28 protein-coding genes and 1 pseudogene are annotated in these 24,106 nt (G+C 66.3%); 11 read left to right on the top strand and 18 right to left on the bottom strand.

Translation table 11 applies throughout. The features are described from left to right. Positions 1 to 9: 9 nt before the first annotated feature. The 6 genes from ACVCNR_RS09270 to ACVCNR_RS09245 form a co-directional block, all read right to left on the bottom strand. Positions 10 to 1,161 carry a divergent polysaccharide deacetylase family protein gene (locus ACVCNR_RS09270; protein WP_447074523.1) on the bottom strand — a complete coding sequence of 384 codons (1,152 nt, stop codon included), beginning with the start codon at positions 1,159 to 1,161 and terminating at the stop codon, positions 10 to 12. Between the two features lie 138 nt (positions 1,162 to 1,299). Next, the gene (locus tag ACVCNR_RS09265; RefSeq protein WP_354193435.1) at positions 1,300 to 2,625 is read right to left on the bottom strand and encodes a S41 family peptidase; all 1,326 of its coding nucleotides are present in this window, start codon (positions 2,623 to 2,625) and stop codon (positions 1,300 to 1,302) included. Position 2,626: 1 nt separating this feature from the next. Further along, entirely contained in the window at positions 2,627 to 3,901 is a 1,275-nt protein-coding gene (locus ACVCNR_RS09260) for a murein hydrolase activator EnvC family protein (protein ID WP_447074522.1), read from the bottom strand. A 152-nt stretch (positions 3,902 to 4,053) separates the two neighbouring features. Then, positions 4,054 to 4,548 (bottom strand): 23S rRNA (pseudouridine(1915)-N(3))-methyltransferase RlmH, encoded by a 495-nt coding sequence (gene rlmH, locus ACVCNR_RS09255; RefSeq protein WP_447074520.1) that lies wholly within the window; start codon positions 4,546 to 4,548, stop codon positions 4,054 to 4,056. Between the two features lie 57 nt (positions 4,549 to 4,605). Beyond that, complete coding sequence (gene rsfS / locus ACVCNR_RS09250; RefSeq protein ID WP_447075669.1) at positions 4,606 to 4,977, bottom strand: ribosome silencing factor; 372 nt, start codon at positions 4,975 to 4,977, stop codon at positions 4,606 to 4,608. A 260-nt stretch (positions 4,978 to 5,237) separates the two neighbouring features. Then, positions 5,238 to 5,618, bottom strand: coding sequence for a fimbrial protein (locus ACVCNR_RS09245; RefSeq protein WP_447074518.1), 381 nt, complete (start codon positions 5,616 to 5,618; stop codon positions 5,238 to 5,240). 26 nt (positions 5,619 to 5,644) lie between these two features. Between ACVCNR_RS09245 and ACVCNR_RS09240 the strand changes: the two genes are divergently transcribed. Then, positions 5,645 to 6,685 (top strand): RluA family pseudouridine synthase, encoded by a 1,041-nt coding sequence (locus ACVCNR_RS09240; RefSeq protein ID WP_447074517.1) that lies wholly within the window; start codon positions 5,645 to 5,647, stop codon positions 6,683 to 6,685. A gap of 187 nt (positions 6,686 to 6,872) precedes the next feature. Beyond that, positions 6,873 to 7,784: an RNA polymerase sigma factor RpoH gene (rpoH, locus tag ACVCNR_RS09235; protein ID WP_354193445.1), complete on the top strand. Its 912-nt coding sequence runs from the start codon at positions 6,873 to 6,875 to the stop codon at positions 7,782 to 7,784. Positions 7,785 to 7,866: 82 nt separating this feature from the next. Here the strand turns inward: rpoH and ACVCNR_RS09230 are convergent, their stop codons facing one another. From ACVCNR_RS09230 to ACVCNR_RS09210, 5 genes are all read right to left on the bottom strand, one after another. After that, the gene (locus ACVCNR_RS09230; protein ID WP_447074515.1) at positions 7,867 to 8,283 is read right to left on the bottom strand and encodes a GNAT family N-acetyltransferase; all 417 of its coding nucleotides are present in this window, start codon (positions 8,281 to 8,283) and stop codon (positions 7,867 to 7,869) included. Between the two features lie 107 nt (positions 8,284 to 8,390). Further along, positions 8,391 to 8,618: a hypothetical protein gene (locus ACVCNR_RS09225; RefSeq protein WP_447074514.1), complete on the bottom strand. Its 228-nt coding sequence runs from the start codon at positions 8,616 to 8,618 to the stop codon at positions 8,391 to 8,393. An 88-nt stretch (positions 8,619 to 8,706) separates the two neighbouring features. Further along, complete coding sequence (locus ACVCNR_RS09220; protein ID WP_354193449.1) at positions 8,707 to 9,366, bottom strand: peroxiredoxin; 660 nt, start codon at positions 9,364 to 9,366, stop codon at positions 8,707 to 8,709. A gap of 170 nt (positions 9,367 to 9,536) precedes the next feature. Then, complete coding sequence (locus ACVCNR_RS09215) at positions 9,537 to 9,902, bottom strand: cell division protein ZapA (RefSeq protein ID WP_447074512.1); 366 nt, start codon at positions 9,900 to 9,902, stop codon at positions 9,537 to 9,539. A 15-nt stretch (positions 9,903 to 9,917) separates the two neighbouring features. Next, positions 9,918 to 10,190 (bottom strand): DUF4164 domain-containing protein, encoded by a 273-nt coding sequence (locus ACVCNR_RS09210; protein ID WP_354193452.1) that lies wholly within the window; start codon positions 10,188 to 10,190, stop codon positions 9,918 to 9,920. Positions 10,191 to 10,435: 245 nt separating this feature from the next. Between ACVCNR_RS09210 and tkt the strand changes: the two genes are divergently transcribed. From tkt to ACVCNR_RS09185, 5 genes are all read left to right on the top strand, one after another. After that, positions 10,436 to 12,427: a transketolase gene (gene tkt, locus ACVCNR_RS09205; RefSeq protein ID WP_447074511.1), complete on the top strand. Its 1,992-nt coding sequence runs from the start codon at positions 10,436 to 10,438 to the stop codon at positions 12,425 to 12,427. Positions 12,428 to 12,559: 132 nt separating this feature from the next. Next, positions 12,560 to 13,570: a type I glyceraldehyde-3-phosphate dehydrogenase gene (gene gap, locus ACVCNR_RS09200; RefSeq protein ID WP_447074510.1), complete on the top strand. Its 1,011-nt coding sequence runs from the start codon at positions 12,560 to 12,562 to the stop codon at positions 13,568 to 13,570. A gap of 119 nt (positions 13,571 to 13,689) precedes the next feature. Then, the gene (locus tag ACVCNR_RS09195; protein WP_447074508.1) at positions 13,690 to 14,889 is read left to right on the top strand and encodes a phosphoglycerate kinase; all 1,200 of its coding nucleotides are present in this window, start codon (positions 13,690 to 13,692) and stop codon (positions 14,887 to 14,889) included. A gap of 139 nt (positions 14,890 to 15,028) precedes the next feature. Beyond that, a complete protein-coding gene (locus tag ACVCNR_RS09190; RefSeq protein WP_447074507.1) occupies positions 15,029 to 16,054 on the top strand; it encodes a class I fructose-bisphosphate aldolase in 1,026 nt (341 codons plus the stop codon). Between the two features lie 140 nt (positions 16,055 to 16,194). Then, a complete protein-coding gene (locus tag ACVCNR_RS09185) occupies positions 16,195 to 16,353 on the top strand; it encodes a DUF3309 family protein (RefSeq protein ID WP_354193460.1) in 159 nt (52 codons plus the stop codon). A gap of 44 nt (positions 16,354 to 16,397) precedes the next feature. Here the strand turns inward: ACVCNR_RS09185 and ACVCNR_RS09180 are convergent, their stop codons facing one another. Beyond that, positions 16,398 to 17,576, bottom strand: a complete 1,179-nt coding sequence (locus tag ACVCNR_RS09180; RefSeq protein ID WP_447074506.1) for an MFS transporter — start codon at positions 17,574 to 17,576, stop codon at positions 16,398 to 16,400. 168 nt (positions 17,577 to 17,744) lie between these two features. On the opposite strand from ACVCNR_RS09180, the gene ACVCNR_RS09175 reads away from it, so the two are divergent. Next, positions 17,745 to 18,218 (top strand): VOC family protein, encoded by a 474-nt coding sequence (locus ACVCNR_RS09175; RefSeq protein WP_354193563.1) that lies wholly within the window; start codon positions 17,745 to 17,747, stop codon positions 18,216 to 18,218. Between the two features lie 16 nt (positions 18,219 to 18,234). On the opposite strand, the gene ACVCNR_RS09170 is transcribed toward ACVCNR_RS09175, so the two are convergent. Both ACVCNR_RS09170 and ACVCNR_RS09165 read right to left on the bottom strand, forming a co-directional pair. Continuing rightward, positions 18,235 to 18,543, bottom strand: a complete 309-nt coding sequence (locus ACVCNR_RS09170) for a DUF1244 domain-containing protein (protein ID WP_447074505.1) — start codon at positions 18,541 to 18,543, stop codon at positions 18,235 to 18,237. 44 nt (positions 18,544 to 18,587) lie between these two features. Then, positions 18,588 to 19,385 carry an N-formylglutamate amidohydrolase gene (locus tag ACVCNR_RS09165; RefSeq protein ID WP_354193464.1) on the bottom strand — a complete coding sequence of 266 codons (798 nt, stop codon included), beginning with the start codon at positions 19,383 to 19,385 and terminating at the stop codon, positions 18,588 to 18,590. A 382-nt stretch (positions 19,386 to 19,767) separates the two neighbouring features. On the opposite strand from ACVCNR_RS09165, the gene ACVCNR_RS09160 reads away from it, so the two are divergent. Next, complete coding sequence (locus ACVCNR_RS09160; protein WP_447075668.1) at positions 19,768 to 20,223, top strand: DUF1036 domain-containing protein; 456 nt, start codon at positions 19,768 to 19,770, stop codon at positions 20,221 to 20,223. Continuing rightward, positions 20,220 to 21,653 (top strand): pyruvate kinase, encoded by a 1,434-nt coding sequence (pyk, locus tag ACVCNR_RS09155; protein ID WP_447074504.1) that lies wholly within the window; start codon positions 20,220 to 20,222, stop codon positions 21,651 to 21,653. Before ACVCNR_RS09160 ends, pyk begins: the two co-directional genes overlap by 4 nt. A 90-nt stretch (positions 21,654 to 21,743) precedes the next feature. Here the strand turns inward: pyk and ACVCNR_RS09150 are convergent, their stop codons facing one another. Both ACVCNR_RS09150 and ykgO read right to left on the bottom strand, forming a co-directional pair. After that, on the bottom strand, positions 21,744 to 22,358 hold the full coding sequence (locus ACVCNR_RS09150; protein WP_447074503.1) for a tetratricopeptide repeat protein: 615 nt from the start codon (positions 22,356 to 22,358) through the stop codon (positions 21,744 to 21,746). Between the two features lie 104 nt (positions 22,359 to 22,462). Beyond that, a complete protein-coding gene (gene ykgO / locus ACVCNR_RS09145) occupies positions 22,463 to 22,588 on the bottom strand; it encodes a type B 50S ribosomal protein L36 (RefSeq protein ID WP_035022199.1) in 126 nt (41 codons plus the stop codon). Positions 22,589 to 22,847: 259 nt separating this feature from the next. Between ykgO and ACVCNR_RS09140 the strand changes: the two are divergent. Continuing rightward, positions 22,848 to 23,102: pseudogene (locus tag ACVCNR_RS09140) on the top strand (YMGG-like glycine zipper-containing protein); the annotation flags it as partial. Positions 23,103 to 23,320: 218 nt separating this feature from the next. On the opposite strand, the gene rpsP reads toward ACVCNR_RS09140, so the two are convergent. Then, on the bottom strand, positions 23,321 to 23,710 hold the full coding sequence (rpsP, locus tag ACVCNR_RS09135) for a 30S ribosomal protein S16 (RefSeq protein WP_447074501.1): 390 nt from the start codon (positions 23,708 to 23,710) through the stop codon (positions 23,321 to 23,323). Positions 23,711 to 23,776: 66 nt separating this feature from the next. Further along, positions 23,777 to 24,103: a chorismate mutase gene (locus tag ACVCNR_RS09130; protein WP_354193471.1), complete on the bottom strand. Its 327-nt coding sequence runs from the start codon at positions 24,101 to 24,103 to the stop codon at positions 23,777 to 23,779. Positions 24,104 to 24,106 lie beyond the last annotated feature (3 nt).

The raw sequence follows: 24,106 nt of genomic DNA, 5'->3' as shown, positions 1-24,106 counted from the left end.
TCCCCGGCTTCAGCGGCTCTCCGGATCGTTGGCGACGGCGGAAATCGGCACGATCTCGATACCGCGCATCTTCGCTTCATTGACCCAAGCGGCGACGGCGTCAACCGTCATGTCGAAGGCCGAGCCGATGCCGATGGCGCTGCCCCTGGCGCGGGCGGTGGCTTCCAGCTCGTCGAGCTTCTTGAGAATGGCGGCGCGGTCCTGCACGGCGTCGATCTGGGTGTCGGCGACGGCGAGCGGCATCTTCTCCTGCGCCGCCAGTTCCGGCGCGCGGCTGCGGGCGGAGGAGCCGTCGTCCAGATAGCCGAGACCGCGCGCCGCCAGTTCCCGCATGATGGGCGAAAGCGCCTGTTCGTCGGCGGTGAAGCGGGCGCCCATATAGTTCATCACCGCGGTGTAGTTGGTGGTGCGCGACAGCACGCGGCGCATGGCGCGCAGATTGTCGTCCGGCGCGGCCTCGACGGTCAGCGTGTCGCGGCCGGGATCGACATTGGGATAATCGAACGGCTCCATCGGCACCTGCATCACGATCTCGTGGCCCTTTCTGCGGCCCTCCTGCATCCAGCGGCCGATCGAATTGCCGCCCGAGGCGAAGCCCAGCGTCACCTCCGGCGGCAGCTTGGCGAGGGCGGCCTGGGTGCCGGTCTGCGAAACGGCCAGCCCGCCGATGACGATGGCGACGCGGGCGCCGCGCGCGCCCGACCAGGGCCGGGCATAGACGTCGAAGGGCCGCCTGCCGTCCTCGGCGCGCTTCGGCAGCGGGCCGGTCTCGCTGTCCTCGACCAGCGCGCGGTCGGGCAGATGGGCGACGCGCAGGTTCTGCTGCAAGGCGGAAGGATCGCGCACGACGATGGCGCCGCCGTCATCCGGCCCGTCGGGCTCGACGCGGATGATCTGGGCGCCGCCCGGCTGCGTGGTGATCCTCGTTTCGGGGTGCGCCGGCTGTGCCGGGACCTCGGCTGCGGGCTGCGGCGTGGCGACGACTTCCGGCTGGCGCCAGGGCCGCTCGCGCAGCGCGATCATGGCGGAGGCGCCCACCACGGCCACGGCGGCAAGGCTGAGCAGGACGGTGCCGGCCGGGATGCGCGGCAGGGCCGGGGCACGGCGCGGCCGCCCCTGCTCCTGCCCGAGAGGGCGGTCGATATCCTTTTCGCCTGACAAGCGGCGTCTCCCCAATCAGACCGCCGCAACCCTGCGGCTGCGGCAGGCCCCCGAATCAAAACTGCCGGAACGGCGAGGTTCCGGCAGTCTGGCATTGCGTGGCGCGGATGAACAGGTCCGCGCGGCGGGCCGAACCTCCTACTGGTTGAGGACGGCCTTGTCCGGGTTGGGCGGGAAGGCCGGGTCGGTCTTCTGGCCGCGCAGCAGTTCCAGCGCATAGGTGAGCTGGAGGTCGTCCTTGGCTTCCGGCGGCACGTAGGCGACCGAGCCGGAGCCGGTTTCGCCCTCTTCCGCACCCTTGATGTGGCCCTTGAGGTCGGATTCGCCACGGGTCAGGTCGCGGCCCTGCAATTCCGGCGGCAGCGGCTGGTCGACCTTGATGTCGGGCGCAATGCCCTTGCCCTGGATCGATTTGCCGGACGGCGTGTAGTAGAGCGCCGTCGTCAGCCGGAGCGCGCCGCTCTCGCCCAGCGGGATGATGGTCTGGACCGAGCCCTTGCCGAAGGACTGGCTGCCGACCACGGTGGCGCGGCGCAGGTCCTGCAAGGCGCCGGCGACGATCTCCGAGGCGCTGGCCGAGCCGCCGTTGATGAGCACCACCAGCGGCTTGCCGTCGATGGAATCGCCCGCCTTGGCGTCGAAGCGGGTGACGTCCTTGGGATCGCGTCCGCGCGTCGAGACGATCTCGCCGCGGTCGAGGAAGGCGTCGGAAACGCTCACCGCCTGGTCGAGCAGGCCGCCCGGATTGAGGCGCAGGTCGAGCACATAGCCCTTGAGCTTGTCCTTCGGGATGTCCTTCTTGATCGAGGTGATGGCGGCCTCGAGGTCGTCATAGGTCTTTTCGGTGAAGGAGGTGATCTTGATGTAGCCGATATCGTCCTCGGTGCGGAACTTGACCGCCTTCACCTTGATGATGTCGCGCACCACCTTGATCTCGATCGGCTTGTCGGCGCCCTCGCGCAGGATGGTCAGTGTGATCGGGGTCGAGACCGGCCCGCGCATCTTCTGCACCGCGTCGTTGAGGGTCAGGCCGCGCACCTCCTCACCGTCGATCTTGGCGATGTAGTCGCCGGCCAGCACGCCGGCCTTGGCGGCGGGCGTGTCGTCTATCGGGGTGATGACCTTGACGAGGTCGTTCTCCATGGTGACCTCGATGCCGAGGCCGCCGAACTCGCCCTTGGTCTGCACGCGCATGTCCTGGGCGGCTTCCGCATTCATGAAGGAGGAATGCGGGTCGAGCGAGGTGAGCATGCCGTTGATGGCGTTCTCGACCAGCGACTTGTCGTCCGGCGGCGTCACATACTGGGCGCGCACGCGCTCGAAGATGTCGCCGAACACGGCAAGCTGCTTGTAGGTCTCGGCGCCTGCCGCATTCGCCGCGGTGCCCGGAACGCCATAGACAAGGCTCATGGCGGATGCGCCCATCAGCGCACCGGCAAACAGGAGCGAGAGTTTCCGCATCATTTCACGTCCTTCCAGAAACACGGTCCGCCCACCACGGGGTCGGATCAACGGGTTTACCATCCTTGCGGAACTCGACATAGAGCTCCGGCGTGGCATTTGCATCCTGTGTCGCCGAGGTGCTTGCCACCCTTGCTTCACCCATCGCGCCGATCGGCTCGCCCGCGAGAACGGATTGGCCGGACGCGACGGTCAACCTGTTCATCCCCGCCAGGACGACATGATAGCCGCCGCCGGCGTCGAGGATCAAGAGTTGACCGTAGGAGCGGAACGGCCCCGCATAGAGTATCTCCCCATCCGCCGGTGCGGTGACGATGGCGCCCGATTGTGTCGCAACCATGTCGCCCTGCATCACCGATCCGTTACCGTCATTGGCGCCGAAGCGGCGCTTGACCGTGCCGGTCACCGGCAGGGCGATCTGCCCGTGCAGGGACCGGAAGGGGATGCGCTCCAGCAGGCGGTTGGCCTCCGGTACCGGCAGGGCCGCCGTGCGGGCCTCCTCCTCGGCCTTGCGCTTGGCCTGCTTGTCGAGGGCCGCGATCAGGTCCTTCAGGCTGCGCGCCCTGGCCGCCAGCTCCTGCGCGTTCTGCTGCTCGGCCGCGAGCGCCGCCTGGGTCTCGGCCTGGAATTTCTTGCGCGCCTCGAGCAACAGGGTGAGGCGCTGCTTCTCGGCCAGCTGCTCGGTCACGGAGGCGGTGAGCCGGGCGCGCTCGGCCTCGATGGAGGCGGTGACGCGCGCATGTTCCTTGAAATCCGCCATCAGCCTTTCGGTCTCGTGGCGCAGTTCCGGCACCACGGCGCCGAGCAGGATGGCGCTGCGCACCGAGGCCAGCGCGTCTTCCGGGCGCACCAGGATCGCCGGCGGCGGGTTGACGCCCATGCGCTGCAACGCGCCCAGCACCTCGGCCAGCACGTCGCTGCGCTCGGCCAGCGAGGCGCGGATGCGGGCGTCCTGCCCCTTCAGCTCCTCCAGCCGGGTGCCGATGTCGTCGATGTCCTGCCCGAGCTTCTGCTCGGTCTTGGCCGACTGTATGAGGGCGGCGGTGATCGAGGCATAGTCCTTGCGCACCGCGGCGATGTCGGCGGCAAGCCTGGCCAGCCGCTCCGAGGAGAGGCTGATCTCCTTCGTCACCTGCTCGTATTCGGCGCGCTTGGCATCGGCCTCGGCCGGCTCTTCCGGCGCGGCCTGGGCGAGGCCGCAGGAAACCAGCAGCGCCAGCGCCCCCAGCAGGCGGCGGGCGCCGCGCGGGCCCGGTTCCGATCTCAAGCGCTCATCCATGCAGGAGCGACAGTAGCGGCAGCATCGTTAACGAATCATCAACCATGTTTGCGGGTTTGGCGCATGTTCCACCCGACCTTCTGCTGACCGCAGAATGGGGCGAAAATCCGGGCGAGCCCGTCATTGGCCGTGATTCTCATCTATCCCGGTTTTCAGGCGCGATGATAGGGGTGGCCGGCGAGAATGGTGGCGATGCGGTAGAGCTGTTCGCCGAGCATGACGCGGACGAGCTGGTGCGGCCAGGTGAGCGCGCCGAAGGAGACGATCAGCTCGGCCTCGCTGCGCAGCGCCTCGCCATGCCCGTCCGGCCCGCCGATGGCCACCACCACCGCCTTGCGGCCGTTGTCGCGCATGGCGTCGATGCGGCGGGCGAGTTCCTGCGACGAAAAGCTCTTGCCGCGCTCGTCGAGCAGAAGAAGGGCAGCGCCCGCCTGCCCCTGGGCCTGCACGTGGGCGAGCAACTTCTGCCCTTCCTCGCGCTGGCGCTCGTCCACCGTCTGGCCGCGCCCTTCCGGGATTTCGGTGATGCCGCCGAATTCGAGGCCGACGGCCGGCCCGCTGCGGGCGAACCGCTCGTAGTAGCGGTCGCCAAGCTCCTTCTCGGGGCCGGACTTCATGCGGCCCACGGCGTGTACGGTGAGTTTCATGCCCGCCCCAGATCAAGCATCGGATATTCCCGATGCTCCAAAGCGAGACGCCGGCTCCTAGTGCAGCGTCTCTTCCTCCAGATCCGGCGCCTGCCACATCTTCTCCAGATTGTAGAATTCACGGACCTCTGGACGGAAGATATGGACGATGACATCGCCCGAATCGATCAGGACCCAGTCGGCGCCGGCCAGACCCTCGACGCGCGCATTGCCGAAGCCGGCATCCTTGAGCGCCTTGAGCAGGTGATCGGCGACGGCCGCGACATGCCGGTGCGACCGGCCCGAGGCGATGACCATGTGATCGCCGAGGCTCGATTTGCCCTGAATGTCGATGGGGACGATATTTTCGGCCTTGGAGTCTTCGAGACTGGCAAGGACGATGTCGAGGGCGCGGGGCTGGCTGACGCCTATCCCGGCCGGCGAAGGCACGATCTCGGCCTTCTTCCGAAGTGCTGTTCTCAGTGTCTTTCCTTTCGCAACAAGAACAACCATGCCGCCTGCAATCGGGCGACACTGGAAAGATAGGCAGAGTCGCATTGCAGTTTCAAGACGAACGCACGCTGTGCGCGCAGAAGTGATCGGGCCAAAGCGTGTCGCGATCTTTCAGATTCGCTCCCTGCGCTTCAAGTTCCTGTTTTTTTGCGCATGCCGTTATCCCGAAACCGGTTCCCGCTTCCGGGCGACATGCTTTATCTGTTGCGGATGGTGAAGCGCCCGACCATGCTGCGCGCGGCGATGTCGTAGACGAACAGCACGCGCTCGCCGCCCGCCAGTTCCGCATCGAGGGAAATGCGGTTGCCGGAAATCGACTGCGAGACGACGCGCGCGCCGACCGGCAGCACGATATCGCCTTCGATCTGCTGGCCGGCAGGCGCCTGGATGTCGCCGGCGGGGGCGGCGACCTGCGGCTCCGTGGTCCGGGATTTGTAGACAAGGGCGGCGATCACCACCATAAGGGCGAGGAACAGAAGGCCGAGATTGATGCCCATGAAGCGGATCATCTTGCGGCGCACCTTCTCGATGGAAGGGTCCAGCGGCTTGTCTTCTTCTTCGGTTTCGGGCCGGGTCATGGCAGGGTCCGCAACAGTTCATCGGGATGAGCGGTCATAACGAAGTGGGTTCGGGATTGATAGAGGGCGGCCGGGTCGAGTTCGTCACTGACGCGGAGGCTGCCGGCCAGCGGCTCGACCAGTGGCTGGCAGCGCGGCTGGCGCCCGACCTGTCGCGCAGCCGGGTGCAGGCGCTGATCAGGCAGGGCGCGGTGCTGGTCGGCGGCGTCGCGACCGGCGAGCCGAAGCGCAAGCTTGCCGTCGGCGAGCGTGTCGAGGTCGCCATGCCCGAGCCGGAGCCGGCGGCGCCGCTGGGCGAGGCCATCCCCCTCGACATCCTCTACGAGGATGACGAGCTGATCGTCGTCAACAAGCCGGCCGGGCTGGTGGTGCATCCGGGCGCCGGCAACTGGACCGGCACGCTGGTCAATGCGCTGATCCACCATTGCGGCGACAGCCTGTCCGGCATCGGCGGGGTCAAGCGGCCGGGCATCGTGCACCGGCTGGACAAGGACACGTCCGGCGTGCTGGTCGCGGCCAAGACCGACCGGGCCCACAAGGCGCTGTCGGAGGCCTTCGCCGACCATGGCCGCAGCGGCGATCTCGAACGCGCCTATGTGGCGCTGGTCTGGGGCATTCCCCAGCGCCTGGCAGGCACGGTCGACGCGCCGCTCGGCCGGGCGGCGGACCGGGTGCGGCGCGCCGTGGTGCCGGAAGGGCGCGACGACGCCCGCCACGCCGTCACCCACTACCGGGTCGAGGAGCGCTTTGGCGAGGGCCAGAGCCAATATGCGGCCGCGAGCCTCGTGGAATGCCGGCTGGAAACCGGCCGCACCCACCAGATCAGGGTGCACATGGCGCATATCGGCCATCCGGTGATCGGCGATCCCGATTACGGGCAGGCGTTGCGCACCAAGGCGAACCGGCTGCCGGAACCGCTGAAGGACGCGGTGCAGGCCTTCCCGCGGCAGGCGCTGCATGCGCGGCTGCTTGCATTCCGCCATCCCGCCACCCATATGATGATGCGGTTCGAAGCGCCGCTGCCTGCGGACATGGCCGCGCTGGTGAGCGGCTTTCGCCAAATCTGAACCTGCCATCAAAAAACCTGACTCGCTTTGTTCACTTCACCGTGACAGTCTGTTTCGCATTGAACAAATACGTGCGTTTCCGGTTTTGTTCCTGTATAAGCTGTTCTTGCAGACGTGCGCTTTTCCGGCGTCTGCACTCCATGCCCGCCGCGTTTCGGGGGCATCGCTCTAGAGAGGAGGGCGCTTTATGGCCCAGACACTACCCAGCATCGTTTCCGGCGAAGGTGGCCTGACCCGCTACCTGGAAGAAATCCGCCGCTTTCCCATGCTCCAGCCGCAGGAAGAGTACATGCTCGCCAAGCGCTATCATGAGCATGGCGACACGGCCGCCGCCCACAAGCTCGTCACCAGCCATCTGAGGCTCGTGGCCAAGATCGCCATGGGCTATCGCGGCTACGGCCTGCCGATCGGCGAGGTGATCTCGGAAGGCAATGTCGGCCTCATGCAGGCGGTCAAGAAATTCGAGCCGGAGCGCGGCTTCCGGCTGGCCACCTATGCCATGTGGTGGATCAAGGCCTCGATCCAGGAATACATCCTGCGCTCGTGGAGCCTGGTGAAGATGGGCACCACCGCCAATCAGAAGCGCCTGTTCTTCAACCTGCGCAAGGTGAAGGGCAAGATCCAGGCGCTGGACGACGGCGACCTGAAGCCCGAGCAGATCGCCGAGATCGCCACCCGCCTCAACGTCTCCGAGGAGGAGGTGGTTTCGATGAACCGCCGCCTGTCGGGCGACGCCTCGCTCAACGCGCCGATCCGCGCCACCGAAGGCGAGAGCGGCGAATGGCAGGACTGGCTGGTCGACGACAGCGACAGCCAGGAGCAGATGCTGATCGAGCAGGACGAACTGGACAACCGCCGCAAGATGCTGGCGGGTGCCATGTCCGTGCTGAACGATCGCGAACGCCGCATCTTCGAGGCGCGCCGCCTTGCCGAGGAGCCGCTGACGCTGGAGGAACTGTCCGGCGAGTTCGACATCAGCCGCGAGCGCGTGCGCCAGATCGAGGTGCGCGCCTTCGAGAAGGTGCAGGACGCGGTGAAGGCCGAGGCCAAGCGCCAGGCGCAGGCGCTGCGCACCATCGAGGCGCAGCCGGCGGCGTAATCTCCGTCAGCCCAATAACAAACGGCGCTCCGAACGGGGCGCCGTTTTCGTTTGGCCGTGGCTTTACGTCGGACGGCCCGGTTCAGGGCACCTTGAAGGCCATGCCGAGGGATTTCGGCGCGGTTTCCCGAAAGCCGAACTGCTCGTAGAGCTTGTTGGCCGGTACATCCGCGATCAGGCTGACATAGGCCGAGGAGGGAAGCGCGGTCGTGACATATTCCATCAGCGCCGCCATGATGGCCTTGCCCAGGCCTTTGCCCTGATGCTCCGGCTCAACAACGATGTCGACGATCTGGAAAAAGCAGCCGCCATCGCCGATCAGCCGCCCCATGCCCACGGCCTTGTCGCCGTGCATCACCAGTGCGGCAAAGCGGGTGCCTTTCAGTCCGATGCTGGCGGCATCCCGCGAAAAGGCGCTGAGGCCCCCGGCGGCGCGCAGGCGCATATAATCTTCGACGGAAGGGTGGCGGGCCAGAACCCGATAGCCGGATGAGGTCATGCTGCTGCCTTTGCGGATGCCTTGTTCCGAACTGTCATGGACGACGGTTCACGGCAAGGCAACGCTTCCTGCCGGGGAGCCGCCGCTGATGCCGGACGCGGGCATCGTCAGGCTTCTCTCTTGGCCAGCCAGACGGTGGCGCCGCCGCAGGCAGGAGCGTTCTTCCCATGCCTGAGAACGGTGAACCCGTTGCCGGCAAGCAGGGCCCGGCATTCATCGGCATTGAGGCTGGCGTGATAAAGCGGCTTGCCCGCGAAGCTGCCGATCGCCTCGCCATGCGTGGCGCCGGGGTTGATCGCTTCCGGCAATTCGTCCTTGTCGGGCGCGATAGCCATTGCGCGTGTCCGGAACGAATGGCCCCGGATAAAAAAACGTCGCGAAACCGCATGGGTCCGCGACGTTTGGGCAGTTGCCTGACCTTTGTCAGGCCGTCGGCTGCCTGGTCTTGCGGATATAGGGCAGGATGGTCTCGTAGGAGCCGAAGCGCTTGACGGCGTCCTCGTCGGAGACGGCGGCGGTGATGATGACGTCATCGCCCTGCTTCCAGTCGGCCGGCGTCGCCACCTGGTGCTTGGCGGTGAGCTGGATGGAATCGATGGCGCGCAGGATTTCCTGGAAGTTGCGGCCCGTCGACATCGGGTAGGTGAGGACCAGCTTGATCTTCTTGTCCGGCCCGATGACGAACACCGAGCGCACGGTGGCGTTGTCGGCGGGCGTGCGGCCTTCGCAGCTATCGCCGGCTTCGGCGGGCAGCATGTCGTAGAGCTTGGCGACCTTCAGCTCGGGGTCGCCGATCAGCGGATAGTCGACCGCATGGCCGGTGACGGCGCGGATGTCGTCCTTCCAGCGGTTGTGGCTCTCCACCGGATCGACCGAAATGCCGATGATCTTGGCATTGCGCTTGCGGAACTCGCCCTCGAGCCCGGCCATGGTACCGAGCTCCGTGGTGCAGACCGGCGTGAAGTCCTTGGGATGGGAGAACAGCACCGCATAGCCGTCTCCGATCCAGTCGTGGAAATGGATGGTGCCCTGTGTGGTCTCGGCCGTGAAATCGGGGGCCGTGTCGTTGATACGGAGGCTCATGGCGTGTCCCTGCCCTGTTGTCTGGAAATTGGCTGAACATAGTCTAGCCCGTGCGGACGCGCTCCCGGAAGGAAAGCGTTACCGGCATATGGGCCGTTCCGGAATAGTATTCCAGGCCGGCCGATTTTAACAGTATGGAATTCCAGAGGCGAACGGCGCTCCGCCCCGCCTCACTCCTTGCGGAAGGCCAGCGAGGCGGCGAGCGCTTCCATCCGCTCGGTCAGCGCGCCCAGCGCGCCGGTGAGGGCCGCATCGTTCTTGTCGGCCTTGCTCAGCGCGTCGTCGCGGGTCTTGCGCAGGGTCTGGATCTCGCTCTCCATGCCCTTGATGTTCTTTTGCAGTTCCGACAGCTCGTCCATGACCATGATGCCGGCCATCACCGTTAGCCGCTGGTCGCCGATCTCGCCGAAGGATTCCTTGAGGTGGAGCACATAGCGGTCGAAGCGCTCGGCGAGGCCGATCAGGTGCTCTTCCTGACCCTCGTCACAGGCCATGCGGTACTGCTTGCCGTCGATCGAAACCGTCACCTGGGCCATTGCGACACTCCCGAACTATCTGTCCAGCACCGCACGGATGGTTTCCATGGCGGTCACCAGACGCCGCGACACTTCCTTGTTGGCTTCTTCGAGCCGCTCGGCGCGGGCTTCCGAATTGTCGAGCTCCTGCGCCAGCCGCGAGCGGTCAGCGTTCATGCGCTGCACCTCGGCCTCGGCCTCGGCATAATCGCGTTCATGTTCGAGCCGGGCCGCCACCGCGTTCTCGAGGTTTTCCATGGCCTTGCCCAGACGGGCGATGACCTCCTTGAGCGTGGTGTCCCCGGTCATGGCTGCCATCCCATTTGTGCGCATCACCGAATCGTACGCGTTCAGAACGCGTTATCGAGGAAACATTAGGCTCCGGGTGAACCATGCGTCAACAAAGCTCTCGCCCTGTCCCCCGCTAAGGATGGGGCGGACCGTCCCGATTGCACCGAAAAGACATCAAAACGCACCGATTTGTTGACTTCAAGGCGTCGCCTGCTATGTGTCGCGCACTCCCTTTCCCAGCCCAGATCCTGCCTGGAGGAACCATGCCCTCGCGTGAACAACATGACCGGATGGCGAATGCGATCCGCTTTCTTTCCATGGATGCGGTCGAGAAGGCCAATTCCGGCCATCCGGGCCTCCCGATGGGTTGTGCCGACATCGCCACGGTGCTGTTCACCCGCTTCCTGAAGTTCGATGCCCGCAACCCGCACTGGGCCGACCGCGACCGCTTCATCCTTTCGGCCGGCCACGGCTCGATGCTGCTCTATTCGCTGCTCTACCTGACCGGCTACGAGGACATCACCCTCGACGAGATCAAGAATTTCCGCCAGCTCGGCTCGCGCACCGCCGGCCATCCCGAATACGGCCATGCCGCCGGCATCGAGACGACCACCGGGCCGCTCGGCCAGGGCATCGCCAATTCGGTCGGCTTCGCCCTCGGCGAGCGCATCATGAATGCCGCCTTCGGCGACGATCTGGTCGACCACTACACCTACGTGCTGGCCGGCGACGGCTGCCTGATGGAGGGCATCAGCCAGGAGGCGCTCTCGCTGGCGGGCCACCTCAAGCTCAACAAGCTGATCGTCATCTGGGACGACAACAACATCTCCATCGACGGCGCGGTCTCGCTGTCGGACTCCACCGACCAGCCCGCCCGTTTCGCGGCCTCGGGCTGGAACACGCTGAAGATCGACGGCATGGACCCGGAAGCCATCGCCGGCGCGCTGGAAGCGGCCCGCAAGTCCGACCGCCCGACCCTGATCGCCGCCAAGACCACAATCGGCTTCGGCGCGCCGACCAAGGCCGGCACCTCCAAGGTGCACGGCTCGCCGCTCGGCGCCGAGGAAATCGCCGGCGCCCGCAAGGCGCTGGGCTGGTCCTATGAGCCGTTCGACGTGCCCGCTGACGTGCTCGACGCCTGGCGCGCCGCCGGCGCCAGGGGCGCCGAGGCACGCGAGGCATGGGAAGGCCGCCTGGCCAAGACCGATGCCGCCAGGCGCGCCGAGTTCGAGCGCCGCATGTCCGGCAAGCTGCCGCAGGGCTTCGACGCGGCCATCGCCGACTACAAGAAGAAGCTCGCGGAGGACAAGCCGAAGGTCGCCACCCGCAAGTCGTCGGAAATGGCGCTGGAGGTCATCAACGGCGTGGTGCCGGAGACCATCGGCGGCTCGGCGGACCTCACCGGCTCCAACAACACCAAGACCAGCCAGACCAAGCCGATCACGCCCGGCAACTACGGCGAGCGCTATGTCCATTACGGCATCCGCGAGCATGGCATGGCCGCGGCCATGAACGGCCTGACGCTGCATGGCGGCATCATCCCCTATGGCGGCACCTTCCTCACCTTCTCCGACTATGCGCGCCCGGCCATGCGCCTGGCCTCGCTGATGGGCATCCGCTCCATCTTCGTCATGACCCATGATTCCATCGGGCTGGGCGAGGACGGTCCGACCCACCAGCCGGTCGAGCACGTGGCGGCGCTGCGCGCCATCCCCAACCACAACGTCTTCCGCCCGGCCGATGCGACCGAGGCGGCCGAGTGCTGGCAGATCGCGCTGGAAACGGAAAAGACCCCGTCGACGCTGGCGCTGACCCGCCAGAACCTGCCGGCGCTGCGCACCACCTATGTGGAAGAAAACCTGTGCCGCAAGGGCGCCTACGAACTGGCCGCCGCCGAGGGCGGCGAGGCCGCGGTGACCATCTTCGCCACCGGCTCCGAGGTCGAGATCGCGCTGAAGGCGCGTGACCTGCTCCAGGGCCACGGCCATCCGACCCGCGTCGTCTCGGTGCCCTGCCTCGATATCTTCGAGCAGCAGGACGAGGCCTACCGCAAGGCGATCATCGGCAAGGCCGCGGTCAAGGTGGCGGTCGAGGCCGGCATCCGCCAGGGCTGGGACGCGGTGATCGGCTCGGACGGCATCTTCGTCGGCATGACCGGCTTCGGCGCCAGCGGCACCATCGAGCAGCTCTACGCCCATTTCGGCATCACCGCCGAGGCCGTGGCCAAGGCCGCCGAACGCCGGCTGCACGGCTGAGCCCGGGAGGCAGGCCCCTGGAATTGATAGGCCAGGGACAGGCTAATCGGTTTGAAGCGCATGGCGGGAGATGGATTCCAGCACCCGCCTCTTTTAAGAACGGCAGGGATTTTCCCGCTTCAGGAGACGGACATGACTGTGAAGGTTGCCATCAACGGATTTGGCCGCATCGGCCGCAACATCGTGCGCGCGATCTATGAAAGCGGCCGCAAGGACATCGACGTGGTCGCCATCAATGATCTCGGCCCGGTCGAGACCAACGCGCATCTGCTGCGCTACGATTCCGTGCATGGCCGCTTCCCCAGCGAGGTGAAGGTCGACGGCGACACCATCTCCGTCGGTTCCGATTCCTTCAAGGTGTTCGCCGAGCGCGACCCGTCCAAGCTGCCTTGGGGCGAGCTCGGCGTCGACATCGTGCTGGAGTGCACCGGCATCTTCACCTCCAAGGAGAAGGCCTCGGCCCACCTCGCCGGCGGCGCCAAGCGCGTCATCGTGTCGGCCCCGGCCGACGGCGCCGACCTGACCGTGGTCTACGGCGTCAACCACGACAAGCTGTCGAAGGACCATGTCGTCATCTCCAACGCCTCCTGCACCACCAACTGCCTGGCCCCGGTGGCCAAGGTGCTCAACGACGCCTTCGGCATCGAGAAGGGCTTCATGACCACGGTGCACGCCTATACGGGCGACCAGCCGACGCTCGACACCATGCACAAGGACCTCTACCGCGCCCGTGCGGCGGCGGTGTCGATGATCCCGACCTCGACGGGTGCGGCCAAGGCCGTCGGCCTCGTGCTGCCGGAGCTGAAGGGCAAGCTCGACGGCGTGTCGATCCGCGTGCCGACGCCGAACGTCTCGGTCATCGACTTCAAGTTCGTGCCGAAGAAGAAGGTCACCGTCGAGGAGGTCAACGCCGCGCTGGTGGCGGCCGCCGACGGCTCGCTCAAGGGCATCCTCGCCTACACGCGCGACCCGCTGGTCTCCATCGACCTCAACCATGATGCCCATTCCTCGACCTTCGCGCTCGACCAGACCAAGGTCATCGATGGCGATCTGGTGCGCGTCATGTCGTGGTACGACAACGAGTGGGGCTTCTCCAACCGCATGGCCGACACGGCCGTCGCGTTTGGCAAGACCATCGGCTGATCGCCGCCGCCCGATCGAGACGCCCGGCTTTGCCGGGCGTTTTGCTTCGCGCAGCGTGACTTGGACAATTTTCGTCGCCTGCACTCGCCGGGCGGCCTTCTGGATCAAGGGGATTTGACATGACGGTCGGCTTCAAGACGCTGGATGACATTGGCGATATCCGCGGCAAGCGCGTGCTGGTGCGCGTGGATCTCAACGTGCCGATGGCGGAGGGCAAGGTCACCGACGCCACCCGCATCGAGCGGGTCGGGCCGACCATCGCGGAACTGGCGGACAAGGGCGCGAAGGTCATCCTGCTCGCCCATTTCGGCCGTCCCAAGGGCGAGCCCAAGGCGGAGTTCTCGCTGGAGCCGGTGGCGAAGGCCACCGCCGGGGTGCTCGGCCGCGCCGTCGGCTTCGCCGGCGACTGCGTGGGCGAAAAGGCTGCCGCCGCCGTCGCCGCCATGCAGGACGGCGACGTGCTGCTTCTGGAGAACACCCGCTTCCACAAGGGCGAGGAGAAGAACGATCCCGATTTCGTCAAGGCGCTGGCCGCCAATGGCGACATCTACGTCAACGACGCCTTTTCCGCCGCGCACCGGGCGCACGCCTCGACCGAGGGGCTGGCCCATGTGTTGCCGGCCTATGCCGGACGCACCATGCAGGCCGAGCTGGAAGCGCTGGAAAAGGGGCTGGGCAGCCCGGCCAAGCCGGTGGTGGCCATCGTCGGCGGGGCCAAGGTCTCGACCAAGATCGACCTCCTGAGCAACCTGGTGCGCAAGGTCGACGCGCTGGTCATCGGCGGCGGCATGGCCAACACCTTCCTCGCCGCGCGCGGCACCGAGGTTGGCAAGTCGCTGGCCGAGCACGACCTGGCCCAGACCGCCAGGCAGATCATGATCGCGGCGGCCGAAGCCGGCTGCGCGGTCATCCTGCCGGTCGACGGCGTGGTGGCGCGCGAGTTCAAGGCGGGCGCCGCCAACGAGACCGTCGCCATCGATGCGGTGCCGCAGGACGCGATGATCCTCGATGCCGGCGAAAAGAGCGTCGAGACGATCAACCAGTGGATCGACCGGGCGGCGACGCTGGTCTGGAACGGCCCGCTCGGCGCGTTCGAGATCGAGCCGTTCGACCGCGCCACGGTGGCGGCCGCGCGCCATGCGGCTGAGCGCACAAGCGAGGGCAAGCTGATCTCGGTGGCCGGTGGCGGCGACACGGTGGCCGCCCTCAACCATGCCGGCGCCGCCGACGACTTCACCTATGTCTCGACCGCCGGCGGCGCCTTCCTGGAATGGATGGAGGGCAAGCCGCTGCCCGGCGTCGAGGTTCTGAAGCGCTGATACCCACAGCTTCCCCGCCCGCGGCGGAACCCTTGGCCTTTCAATCGATTAGGAAGCGCGGCCGGCATTTCTTTGCCGGGCGGGTTCTGCTATGCGGCGGGCATGCTTTCCAGCCGGCACCTTTTTGAGGAGTGACACAATGAGCGAACGTCTTGAGGATATCGCGGCGGCCATGGTGGCCGACGGCAAGGGCATTCTTGCGGCGGACGAAAGTTCCGGCACGATCAAGAAGCGCTTCGACGTCATCGGCGTCGAATCCACCGAAAACAGCCGCCGCGACTATCGCGAGCTGATGTTCCGCGCCAAGGAGGCGATGAGCCAGTATATTTCCGGCGTCATCCTCTATGACGAAACCATCCGCCAGAAGGCCGCCGACGGCACGCCGCTGGTCGACATCATCAAGGCCGCCGGCGCCATTCCCGGCATCAAGGTCGATGCCGGCGCCAAGCCGCTGGCCGGCTTCCCCGGCGACACCATCACCGAGGGCCTCGACGGCCTGCGCGAGAGGCTGGCCGAGTACCACAAGCTCGGCGCCCGCTTCGCCAAGTGGCGCGCGGTGATCGACATCAACGAGGAGGAGGGCGTTCCCTCGGGCTACGCGATCGACGCCAACTGCCATGCGCTCGCCCGCTATGCGGCGCTGTGCCAGGAAGCCGGCATCGTGCCGATCGTCGAGCCGGAAGTGCTGATGGACGGCGCCCACGACATCGACACCTGCTATGAGGTCACCAAGGTCACGCTGCTCCAGCTCTATGCCGAGCTGAATGCCGCCGACGTGGTTCTGGAAGGCACGATCCTCAAGCCGAACATGGTCATCGCCGGCAAGAAGTCGGGCACGAAGAACTCGCCCGAGGAAGTGGCCGAGAAGACCATCAGGCTGTTCCGCGAAACGGTGCCCTGCGCCGTTCCGGGCATCGCCTTCCTGTCGGGCGGCCAGTCGGACGAGGAGGCGACCGCCAACCTCAACGCCATCAACGCCATCGGTCCGCATCCGTGGAAGCTGACCTTCTCCTATGGCCGCGCCCTGCAGGCCGCGCCGCAGAAGGCGTGGAGCGGCAAGGCGGACAACGTCGCCGCCGCGCAGGCCGCCTTCACCCACCGCGCCCGCATGAACTCGCTGGCCGCGCTCGGCAAGTGGCAGGATAGCCTGGAAAAGGCCGCCTGAGAGGGCGGCGAACCGCCATTCTTCCTGAAACCCGGGCCTTGCGCCCGGGTTTTTTCATGGGCGCCGGAATCGGGTGCCGGGAACGCCGGGGCGGGCTTGCGCATTGTGGTTGAGACAACCATCAAGCGGGAGGTCCACCCATGCCCCTTACGACGCTTCTCATCATCATACTGGTGCTGATCCTGATCGGCGCGGTGCCGAGCTGGCCCTATTCGCGCAATTGGGGCTACGGCCCCTCCGGCATCGTCGGCGTCATCTTGGTGGTGCTGCTGATCCTGGTGCTGATGGGGCGGATCTGACGCCGGGCCTGTCTTTGTATCGCGCTCACGCCTCCGGTGGGGCTTCACTCGGCCGGCGGGGTGGCGCTGAAATCGGCGCGCCGGACCCGCCCCGCCATCAGGAACACGATGACCAGCAGCCCTGACAGGCCGATGAACACCGGGCTGAAGCCGACATGCTCGGCGACGAAGCCGATGGCCGAGGGGGCCACAAGAATGCCGCTGTAGCCCATGGTGGTGACCACGCTCATGCCGACGCCCGAGGAGATGCCGTGCTGGTTGCCCGCGGCCGAGAAGGCGATCGGCACCATGTTGGCGATGCCGATGCCGCAGAAGGCGAAGCAGGCGATCGCCATCCACGGCGCGGCGGCGAGACCTGCACCCAGCATGCCGGTTGCCGCGATAAAGGCGCTGATCCGCAGCGTCGTGACCGCGCCGAAGCGGTTGCGCACCGCATCGCCGGCGAAGCGCATGCAGGCCATGACGCCGGAAAAGGCGGCGAAGGCGAGGCTGGCCGTCGCGAGATCGGCCCCAAGCTCCTGCTGAAGATAGAGGGCCGCCCAGTCGAGCACAGCGCCTTCCGGCGTCATTGAAAACAGCGCCATCACGCCGATCAGGTAGATCAGGGGATTGCGCGGCAATGAGAAGCGGGGCCGTGCCGTCCCCCCCGGCTGGCCTTCCGAGATCAGGTGACGGTTGGCGAGCATCACGCCGGCAAAGGCGACGGCCGTCACGATTATGGAGTGGGCCAGATGCCCGAATGTCTGGATGCCCAGCCCTCCAAGCCCCCCGCCGACGAAGCCGCCAAGGCTCCAGAAGCCGTGGGAGGAGGACATGATGGCGCGCGCCAGCCGGCGCTCGACGACCACCGCGTTGGTGTTCATCGCCACGTCCATGGCGCCGATGAGGCCGCCGAAGGCGATCATGGTGAGCGCCGCCAGGATAAGGTTGGGCGCCAGCGCCACCAGAAGCAGGCCGAAGCTCGCCGCGACGGCAAAGCGGGACAAGACGATGCGTGAGCCATGCCGGGCAATCAGATATCCGCACCATGACATGGCGACGACCGCGCCCGCACCGAACAGCAGGATGAGCAGGCCGAGGGTGAACCTGCTGATCTCCAGCCGGACCAGAAGCACCGGGATCTGCGGCGCCCAGCTTCCGGTGATGAAGCCGTTGATGAAGAACATGGCGGCCACGGCCCAGCGTCCGCGCACGGCCATGCTTTTCCGGCTCTGCTCATCCATGGTCGATAATCCTGAGGATTGAAGACGCGAGCCTTCTAAATCGTTTTATGCGCTGCGTCCAATCCCTGGACAGCTCATCGGACAGTTGGCGGAACGTCGGTCGGCGCAAGCGCGTTTCGTGATCTTGATATACCGTTGAAAGCTGGCTGAAAGGACAAAACAATGGCAATTGCCAGAAACACAATCTGCCTGTGGTACGACAAGGAGGCCGAGGCTGCGGCCCGCTTCTATGCCGAGACCTTTCCCGACAGCGCGGTCACCGCCGTTCGCCGCGCGCCCAGCGACTTCCCGTCCGGCAAGGCCGGCGATGTGCTGACGGTCGAATTCACCGTCCTTGGCATCCCCTGTATCGGCATCAATGGCGGGCCCACGTTCAAGCAGAGCGAAGCCTTCTCGTTCCAGATCGCCACCGACGATCAGGAAGAGACTGACCGCTACTGGAACGCCATCGTCGGCAATGGCGGCGCGGAGAGCGTTTGCGGCTGGTGCAAGGACAAATGGGGCGTCTCCTGGCAGATCACGCCCCGCGTCCTGACCGAAGCGATGGCTGCCGGCGGGGCGGAAGCGAAACGGGCCTTCGACGCGATGATGGAGATGAAGAAGATCGACGTCGCGGCGATCGAGGCGGCCCGGCGCGGCTGACCCGTATCAGCGCGGATCAATGATCCTTCGGCCGGTTCTGCTCGAAGGCGGCCTTCTGCGCGTCGGTGGCCTCGAGCTGATGGCGGGCCTGCCACTCGTCATAGGGCATGCCGTAGACGATCTCGCGCGCCTCGTCCTTCGACAGCGCCACGCCGTCGCCCTCGGCCGCCTCGCGATACCAGTTGGCTAGGCAGTTGCGGCAGAAGCCGCCAAGATTCATCAGGTCGATGTTCTGCACGTCGGTGCGCTCGCGCAGATGCTGGAGCAAGCGGCGGAAGGCGGCCGCCTCGAAATCGCGCTGCTTGTCCTGGCTGATGTCGGTCATCGCAATCTCTCCTGCCTTGAACCTCGGCCTGTCGGTTCCTCGATCTATACCGGGCCGGTGCGCGAGCCGTAGCGGCGCACCTCATGTATATCGGGACGGCGATCGATGGCTTCAACGATGGGGGCGAGGCGCTGCGCCCAGCCACGCGCCGTCTCGGGCATGGCGACAAGGTCCTGCCGGATCTCGATCAGCGCATGCGGATAGCCGTTGACGATGGCGTGGCGGAACATGGTGTCGCCACGCAGCGCACCGTCATAGGGTTCGTTGTCGCCCACCACCAGCGCGCCGTCGGCGGCCAGAGCCTCGATCAGCGGCCTGGCCACGCGGTCGTCGCGGTCCCACAGGACGCCGACATGCCATGGCCGGGCGATGCCCTGCATGGACGGAGTGAAGGAATGCACCGAAAACAGGAAGGGCGCGCGCCCCGAAGCCTTGGCCACGGCGGCGGTCGCGGCCGAGACGGCATCGTGATAGGGCCGGTAGAACATGTCGAGCCGGCGCTGCCGCTCGGCTTCGGAAAGCGGATAGTTGCCCGAAATGATGGTGCCGTCATAAAGCTGGCGGATCAGGGTCGGGTCGTCCTCGCCGCGATTGGGGTCGATGAGCAGGCGCGAGAAATTGGCCAGCACCGCCGGCACGCCGAGCAGGGCGGCCAGTTCGCGCGTCACCGTCTCGACGCCGATGTCATAGGCGATGTGGCGCTCGAACTCGGCTGCCGGCAGGCCGAGCGTGCCGTAATCCTGCGGCAGGTCACGCCGTGCATGGTCTGCGACCAGCAGGATGCCGCGCCTGACGTCGCCTTCAACCAGGTCGAAGGGGGCGAAAACTGTGGATCGGGTCATGGCTGGAAGGAAAGGTCCGTTTTTCGTTCCGGGCTGGGTGATAGAGCAATAGCAGGAAAAGTGGGAACCGATTTTCCGTTCGCCATTGCGTGGAAACTGGAAGATAGAGTTTCCGCGATTTCGCGAAAGCGGAACCCTGCGGTTTCATCCCACGAAGAGGGCATCCTTGCAATGCCGTGGTTTGGACAAGGTTTTTGCCAGAATTCCGCCCCGGGCGACGAACGACCCGCGCGCTCCGCTTTTAAATCGATTGGATTTCGAGGCGGCGGCGCGTTGACATACGCCCGGACTTTGCCGAAAAGGGGCCAAGCACATGAAGAGATCGATGCTGAGGGGTAGGAACAAGGTCCGTGCCGGCACAGGCAGCGCGCGCCGCGCGCTGATGGCCGCATTGCCGTTTGCCGCCGTGCCGCTGGCCCTGCTGGCGCAGGCGGCACCGGCCCATGCCGATTTCAGGGTCTGCAACGCCACGCAGAGCCTGGTCGGCGTCGGCATCGGCTATCGCGCCAAGGCGGGCTGGATCACCGAGGGCTGGTGGCACATCGAGGCGTCGAGCTGCAAGACGCTGATCGAGGGGCCGCTGTCATCGAGGTTTTACTATCTCTATGCAGAAGACGCGGAGCGCGGCGGCCGTTGGGACGGCCCGATCAACATGTGCGTGGCGGAAAAGGAATTCAAGATCGCCGGCGTCACCGACTGCGTGGCACGGGGCTTCCAGCGGGCCGGCTTTCAGGAATACGACACCGGCGAGCAGTCAAGCTGGATGGTCCAGTTGACCGAGCAGCCTACAACGGACGGGGCCTCGTCCCCGACAACCAACGGTCAAAACGGTCAATGAGACGCAGCCGCAAGGTCAAGATACTCGCCACAATCGGGCCCGCCTCCTCCGAGCAGGCCACGCTCAGGAAACTCTTCGAAGCCGGTGCGGACGTCTTCCGCATCAATATGAGCCACGCCGACCATGAGCTGATGCGCACGCTGATCGGCCGCATCCGCGCCGTCGAGGCCGAGGTCGGGCGCCCCATCGGCATCCTGGCCGACCTGCAGGGCCCGAAGCTGCGCGTCGGCCGCTTCGCCGACGGCAAGGAAACGCTCGCCGTCGGCCAGACCTTCATCCTCGACGCCGATCCCGCCCCGGGCGATGTCACGCGCGTCCACCTGCCGCATCCCGAAATCCTCGCATCCGTACAGCCCGGCCATCGCCTGCTGATCGACGACGGCAAGCTGGAATTGAAGGCGGTCAAGTGCGACGGCCGCTCCATCGAATCCGTGGTGGTGGCCGGCACCTCCATTTCCGACCGCAAGGGCGTGTCGCTGCCCGACACCGACCTGCCGGTCGGCGCGCTGACCGAGAAGGACCGCGCCGACCTCAATGCCGCGCTGGAAGCCGGCGTCGACTGGATCGCGCTGTCCTTCATCCAGCGCCCCGAGGACCTGGTCGAGGCGCGCCAGATCGCCAAGGGACGGGCGCTGCTGCTGTCCAAGATCGAGAAGCCGCAAGCGGTGGCCCGGCTTTCCGAGATCATGGAACTGACCGACGCGCTGATGGTGGCGCGCGGCGACCTCGGCGTCGAGATGCCGCCCGAGGCCGTGCCCGGCATCCAGAAGCAGATCACCCGCGCCGCCCGCAGGGCCGGCAAGCCGGTGGTCGTCGCCACCCAGATGCTGGAATCGATGATCTCCTCCCCAGTGCCGACCCGCGCCGAGGTGTCCGACGTGGCGACCGCCGTGTTCGAAGGCGCCGACGCCATCATGCTGTCGGCGGAATCGGCGGCCGGTGCCTATCCGGTCGAGGCCGTCGCCACCATGAACCGTATCGCCGAGCGGGTCGAGAAGGACCCGACCTATCCGGCCATCATCAACGCCCAGCGCTCGACGCCGGAGGCGACCGGGCCGGACGCCATTTCCTTCGCGGCGCGCGAGATCGCCGAGACGCTCGAACTGTCGGCCATCGTCAGCTACACCGCCTCGGGCGCCACCGGCCTGCGCGCCGCGCGCGAGCGGCCGAAGGTGCCGATCATCGCGCTGTCGCCGATCCTCGAAACGGCCCGGCGCCTGTCGCTGGCCTGGGGCACGCATTGTGTGGTGACCGAGGACGCAAAGGACCTCGACGACATGGTCGACCGCGCCTGCCGCATCGCGCTGCACGAGAATTTCGGCGCGGTGGGGGATCGCATCATCATCACCGCCGGCGTGCCGCTCGGCACGTCGGGCGCCACCAACATGCTGCGCATCGCCAGCATCGGCGCGGATGGCGGCGGCAAGTAAGGACGACGGACCCGACCTTAAAACGGCAGTCCGGATGACCCGGGCTGCCGTTTTTCCATATAGCTGCCGCGCGGGACCGCGCGGGCCGCTCTAGATGCTCTGGCCGGCCACTTCCTCGGAAAGCGTCGAAAGCTGGTCCTGCGCGGCGCGCAGGGCCGGATAGATGTCGAGCACGCGCTGCCAGGCGTCGATGGCGGCTTCCTTGCGGTCGGTGTCGGACATGATGCGGGCAAGGCCCGAGATCGCGCCGTAATGGCGCGGTTCCAGCTTCAGCGTGCGGTCGATGTCGGCCATCGACTTGGCATAGTTCTTCATCGTGTAGTGCAGGGTGGCGCGTCGGTTCCAGCCTTCGGCGAAATCCGGCTGCAAGGTCACCACCTGGTCGAGGAAGTCGAGCGCCACGTCGTATTTCTGCGAAGCGGCCGCCTTCTGCGCCCATTCCATCATCAGGTCCACCGAGGCGCTGCCGGATTGCGACCATTCCCGCTGGATGCGGCGGGCGATGCGCTCGGCCGCCCGCGGGTTGCCCTCGCGCTTCAGTTCGGCAAACAGCCGGTCGAGCCTCTGCGCATGGTTTTCAGCGGGCTTTTCGACGGTATCGCCGGAGACGGTGCCGTTGGGAAGCGCAGCATCGTCGGCAACGGCCGCAAGGGATGCGGCGCCCAGCGACAGCAACGTCGCGCCGATGAGAACGACAAAGCGCATGAAAGGGAATCTAACCCCGTCATGCGCCCGGTCAAACTGAATTTCGCGTGAGTTGCGCAACCGGAAATCCAGAGCCGAAGCCCTGCGCCCGGCCGGCGCCGGTCTCAGCCCTGGCGGGCCTTGTAGCGCGGGTCGGTCTTGTTGATGATGTAGATGCGGCCCTTGCGGCGAACGAGGCGGTTGTCACGGTGACGTGCCTTCAGCGCCTTGAGCGAGTTCTTGATCTTCATGGTACTGCCCGTCAATTTGGCCCTTTGCGGGCGTAACTGAAAAGCGCGCCCAAGAGCGCGCCGAAGTTGTGACAGGCTCATAAACGAGGACCCTTGCCCCTGTCAACCTTCGCATGGCCTGCCGGATGCCGGAAATCGCGTTCAGCCGCCATTCATGATCCGGTTGCCATGGATTCCGCCGCCGCCCCGGATCGAATCCCGTTTTTGTTCGTTATCTGCGGTGGTGAGGGACAGCAATTGTCCGCGAGAGGTTGAGACAATGAAGAAGTTGATCGTGCTTATGGGTCTGCTCGTGCCGCTGGCCGCATGCTCGCAGACGGAACAGGGTGCGGCGATCGGCGGTCTGGGTGGCGCTGCCATCGGATCGGCTGTCGCCTCGCCCGGAAATCGCGCCGAAGGCGCTCTGGTGGGTGGTGCCGTGGGCGCGGTGGCCGGCGCGCTGATCGGATCCGCCAACGAGCCGAACCGCTGCCGCTACCGCGACCGCTACGGCCGCGTCTATGTCGCGCAGTGCCCGCGCAATTATGACGACCGCTATTATGGCCGGAGCTACGATGACCGCTATTACGGGCGGCGCTATGATGATCGCTACTACAGCCGCCGCTACAATGATCGCTACTACGACGGCTACTGATCCGGCAATGCATGAGCCCCCGGCATGATGCCGGACGACAAAAAAGGCTGCGCCGGATCGCCCGGCGCAGCCTTTTTTCGTGAACGAAGCTGGGTGCCTTACTCGGCGTTGGCCTCGGCCGGGGCGGCGGCAGCCGCAGCAGCGGCGGCGGCCGCTTCCTGGGCCTTGGCGAGCAGGGCGGCGCGCTCCTGCGCCTTCTTGCCGGGCTGACCCTTGGTCGGGTTCGAGCGGGCGTCGCGCTTGGAGATGCCGGCCTGGTCGAGGAAGCGGGCGACGCGGTCGGTCGGCAGGGCGCCGTTGTCGAGCCAGTGCTTGACACGGTCGGCGTCGATGGTCACGCGCTCGCCGTCCTTGGGCAGCATCGGGTTCCAGGCGCCCACGGCCTCGATGAAACGGCCATCGCGCGGGCTGCGCACGTCGGCGATGACGATGTGGTAGTAGGGACGCTTCTTGGAGCCCGCGCGGGCCAGTCGGATCTTCAGTGCCATTTTCTTTCTCCTAAAGCTCTGATGTCTGGGTAGGTGTGATTGGGTCTGTGTGGCTCCGGCCGATGGTCAGCCGGGTTGGGAGGCACCGCCATTGGCGGCGATATGCTCATGGTGGCGGATGACCTCGCGGATGACGAAGTTCAGGAACTTCTCCGCGAAGTCGGGATCGAGATGGGCGTCGTTGGCCAGCCGCCGCAGGCGCTCGATCTGCTGGGATTCGCGCGCCGGATCGGCCGGCGGCAGGCCGTGGGTGGCCTTGAGGACGCCCACCGCCTGGGTGCAGCGGAAGCGCTCGGCCAGCATATGGATGAGAGCCGCGTCGATATTGTCGATCGAGGCGCGGTAGCCGGCGAGCAGGCGCTTGGCCTCGTCGAGGTTTTTCTCTTCGCTCATCGT

Source organism: Aquamicrobium terrae (assembly GCF_052978165.1).
The sequence above is the reverse complement of the archived record's forward strand: the minus strand, read 5'-3'. Positions and strand labels throughout refer to the sequence as shown.

Coding starts and splice junctions, on each gene's coding strand:
- ACVCNR_RS09265 (WP_354193435.1), bottom strand. CDS start 2,625: ATGATGCGGAAACTCTCGCTCCTGTTTGCCGGTGCGCTGATGGGCGCA.
- ACVCNR_RS09260 (WP_447074522.1), bottom strand. CDS start 3,901: ATGGATGAGCGCTTGAGATCGGAACCGGGCCCGCGCGGCGCCCGCCGC.
- rlmH (WP_447074520.1), bottom strand. CDS start 4,548: ATGAAACTCACCGTACACGCCGTGGGCCGCATGAAGTCCGGCCCCGAG.
- ACVCNR_RS09245 (WP_447074518.1), bottom strand. CDS start 5,618: ATGACCCGGCCCGAAACCGAAGAAGAAGACAAGCCGCTGGACCCTTCC.
- ACVCNR_RS09240 (WP_447074517.1), top strand. CDS start 5,645: ATGAGCGGTCATAACGAAGTGGGTTCGGGATTGATAGAGGGCGGCCGG.
- rpoH (WP_354193445.1), top strand. CDS start 6,873: ATGGCCCAGACACTACCCAGCATCGTTTCCGGCGAAGGTGGCCTGACC.
- ACVCNR_RS09230 (WP_447074515.1), bottom strand. CDS start 8,283: ATGACCTCATCCGGCTATCGGGTTCTGGCCCGCCACCCTTCCGTCGAA.
- ACVCNR_RS09225 (WP_447074514.1), bottom strand. CDS start 8,618: ATGGCTATCGCGCCCGACAAGGACGAATTGCCGGAAGCGATCAACCCC.
- ACVCNR_RS09220 (WP_354193449.1), bottom strand. CDS start 9,366: ATGAGCCTCCGTATCAACGACACGGCCCCCGATTTCACGGCCGAGACC.
- ACVCNR_RS09215 (WP_447074512.1), bottom strand. CDS start 9,902: ATGGCCCAGGTGACGGTTTCGATCGACGGCAAGCAGTACCGCATGGCC.
- ACVCNR_RS09210 (WP_354193452.1), bottom strand. CDS start 10,190: ATGACCGGGGACACCACGCTCAAGGAGGTCATCGCCCGTCTGGGCAAG.
- tkt (WP_447074511.1), top strand. CDS start 10,436: ATGCCCTCGCGTGAACAACATGACCGGATGGCGAATGCGATCCGCTTT.
- gap (WP_447074510.1), top strand. CDS start 12,560: ATGACTGTGAAGGTTGCCATCAACGGATTTGGCCGCATCGGCCGCAAC.
- ACVCNR_RS09195 (WP_447074508.1), top strand. CDS start 13,690: ATGACGGTCGGCTTCAAGACGCTGGATGACATTGGCGATATCCGCGGC.
- ACVCNR_RS09190 (WP_447074507.1), top strand. CDS start 15,029: ATGAGCGAACGTCTTGAGGATATCGCGGCGGCCATGGTGGCCGACGGC.
- ACVCNR_RS09185 (WP_354193460.1), top strand. CDS start 16,195: ATGCCCCTTACGACGCTTCTCATCATCATACTGGTGCTGATCCTGATC.
- ACVCNR_RS09180 (WP_447074506.1), bottom strand. CDS start 17,576: ATGGATGAGCAGAGCCGGAAAAGCATGGCCGTGCGCGGACGCTGGGCC.
- ACVCNR_RS09170 (WP_447074505.1), bottom strand. CDS start 18,543: ATGACCGACATCAGCCAGGACAAGCAGCGCGATTTCGAGGCGGCCGCC.
- ACVCNR_RS09165 (WP_354193464.1), bottom strand. CDS start 19,385: ATGACCCGATCCACAGTTTTCGCCCCCTTCGACCTGGTTGAAGGCGAC.
- ACVCNR_RS09160 (WP_447075668.1), top strand. CDS start 19,768: ATGGCCGCATTGCCGTTTGCCGCCGTGCCGCTGGCCCTGCTGGCGCAG.
- pyk (WP_447074504.1), top strand. CDS start 20,220: ATGAGACGCAGCCGCAAGGTCAAGATACTCGCCACAATCGGGCCCGCC.
- ACVCNR_RS09150 (WP_447074503.1), bottom strand. CDS start 22,358: ATGCGCTTTGTCGTTCTCATCGGCGCGACGTTGCTGTCGCTGGGCGCC.
- ykgO (WP_035022199.1), bottom strand. CDS start 22,588: ATGAAGATCAAGAACTCGCTCAAGGCGCTGAAGGCACGTCACCGTGAC.
- rpsP (WP_447074501.1), bottom strand. CDS start 23,710: ATGGCACTGAAGATCCGACTGGCCCGCGCGGGCTCCAAGAAGCGTCCC.
- ACVCNR_RS09130 (WP_354193471.1), bottom strand. CDS start 24,103: ATGAGCGAAGAGAAAAACCTCGACGAGGCCAAGCGCCTGCTCGCCGGC.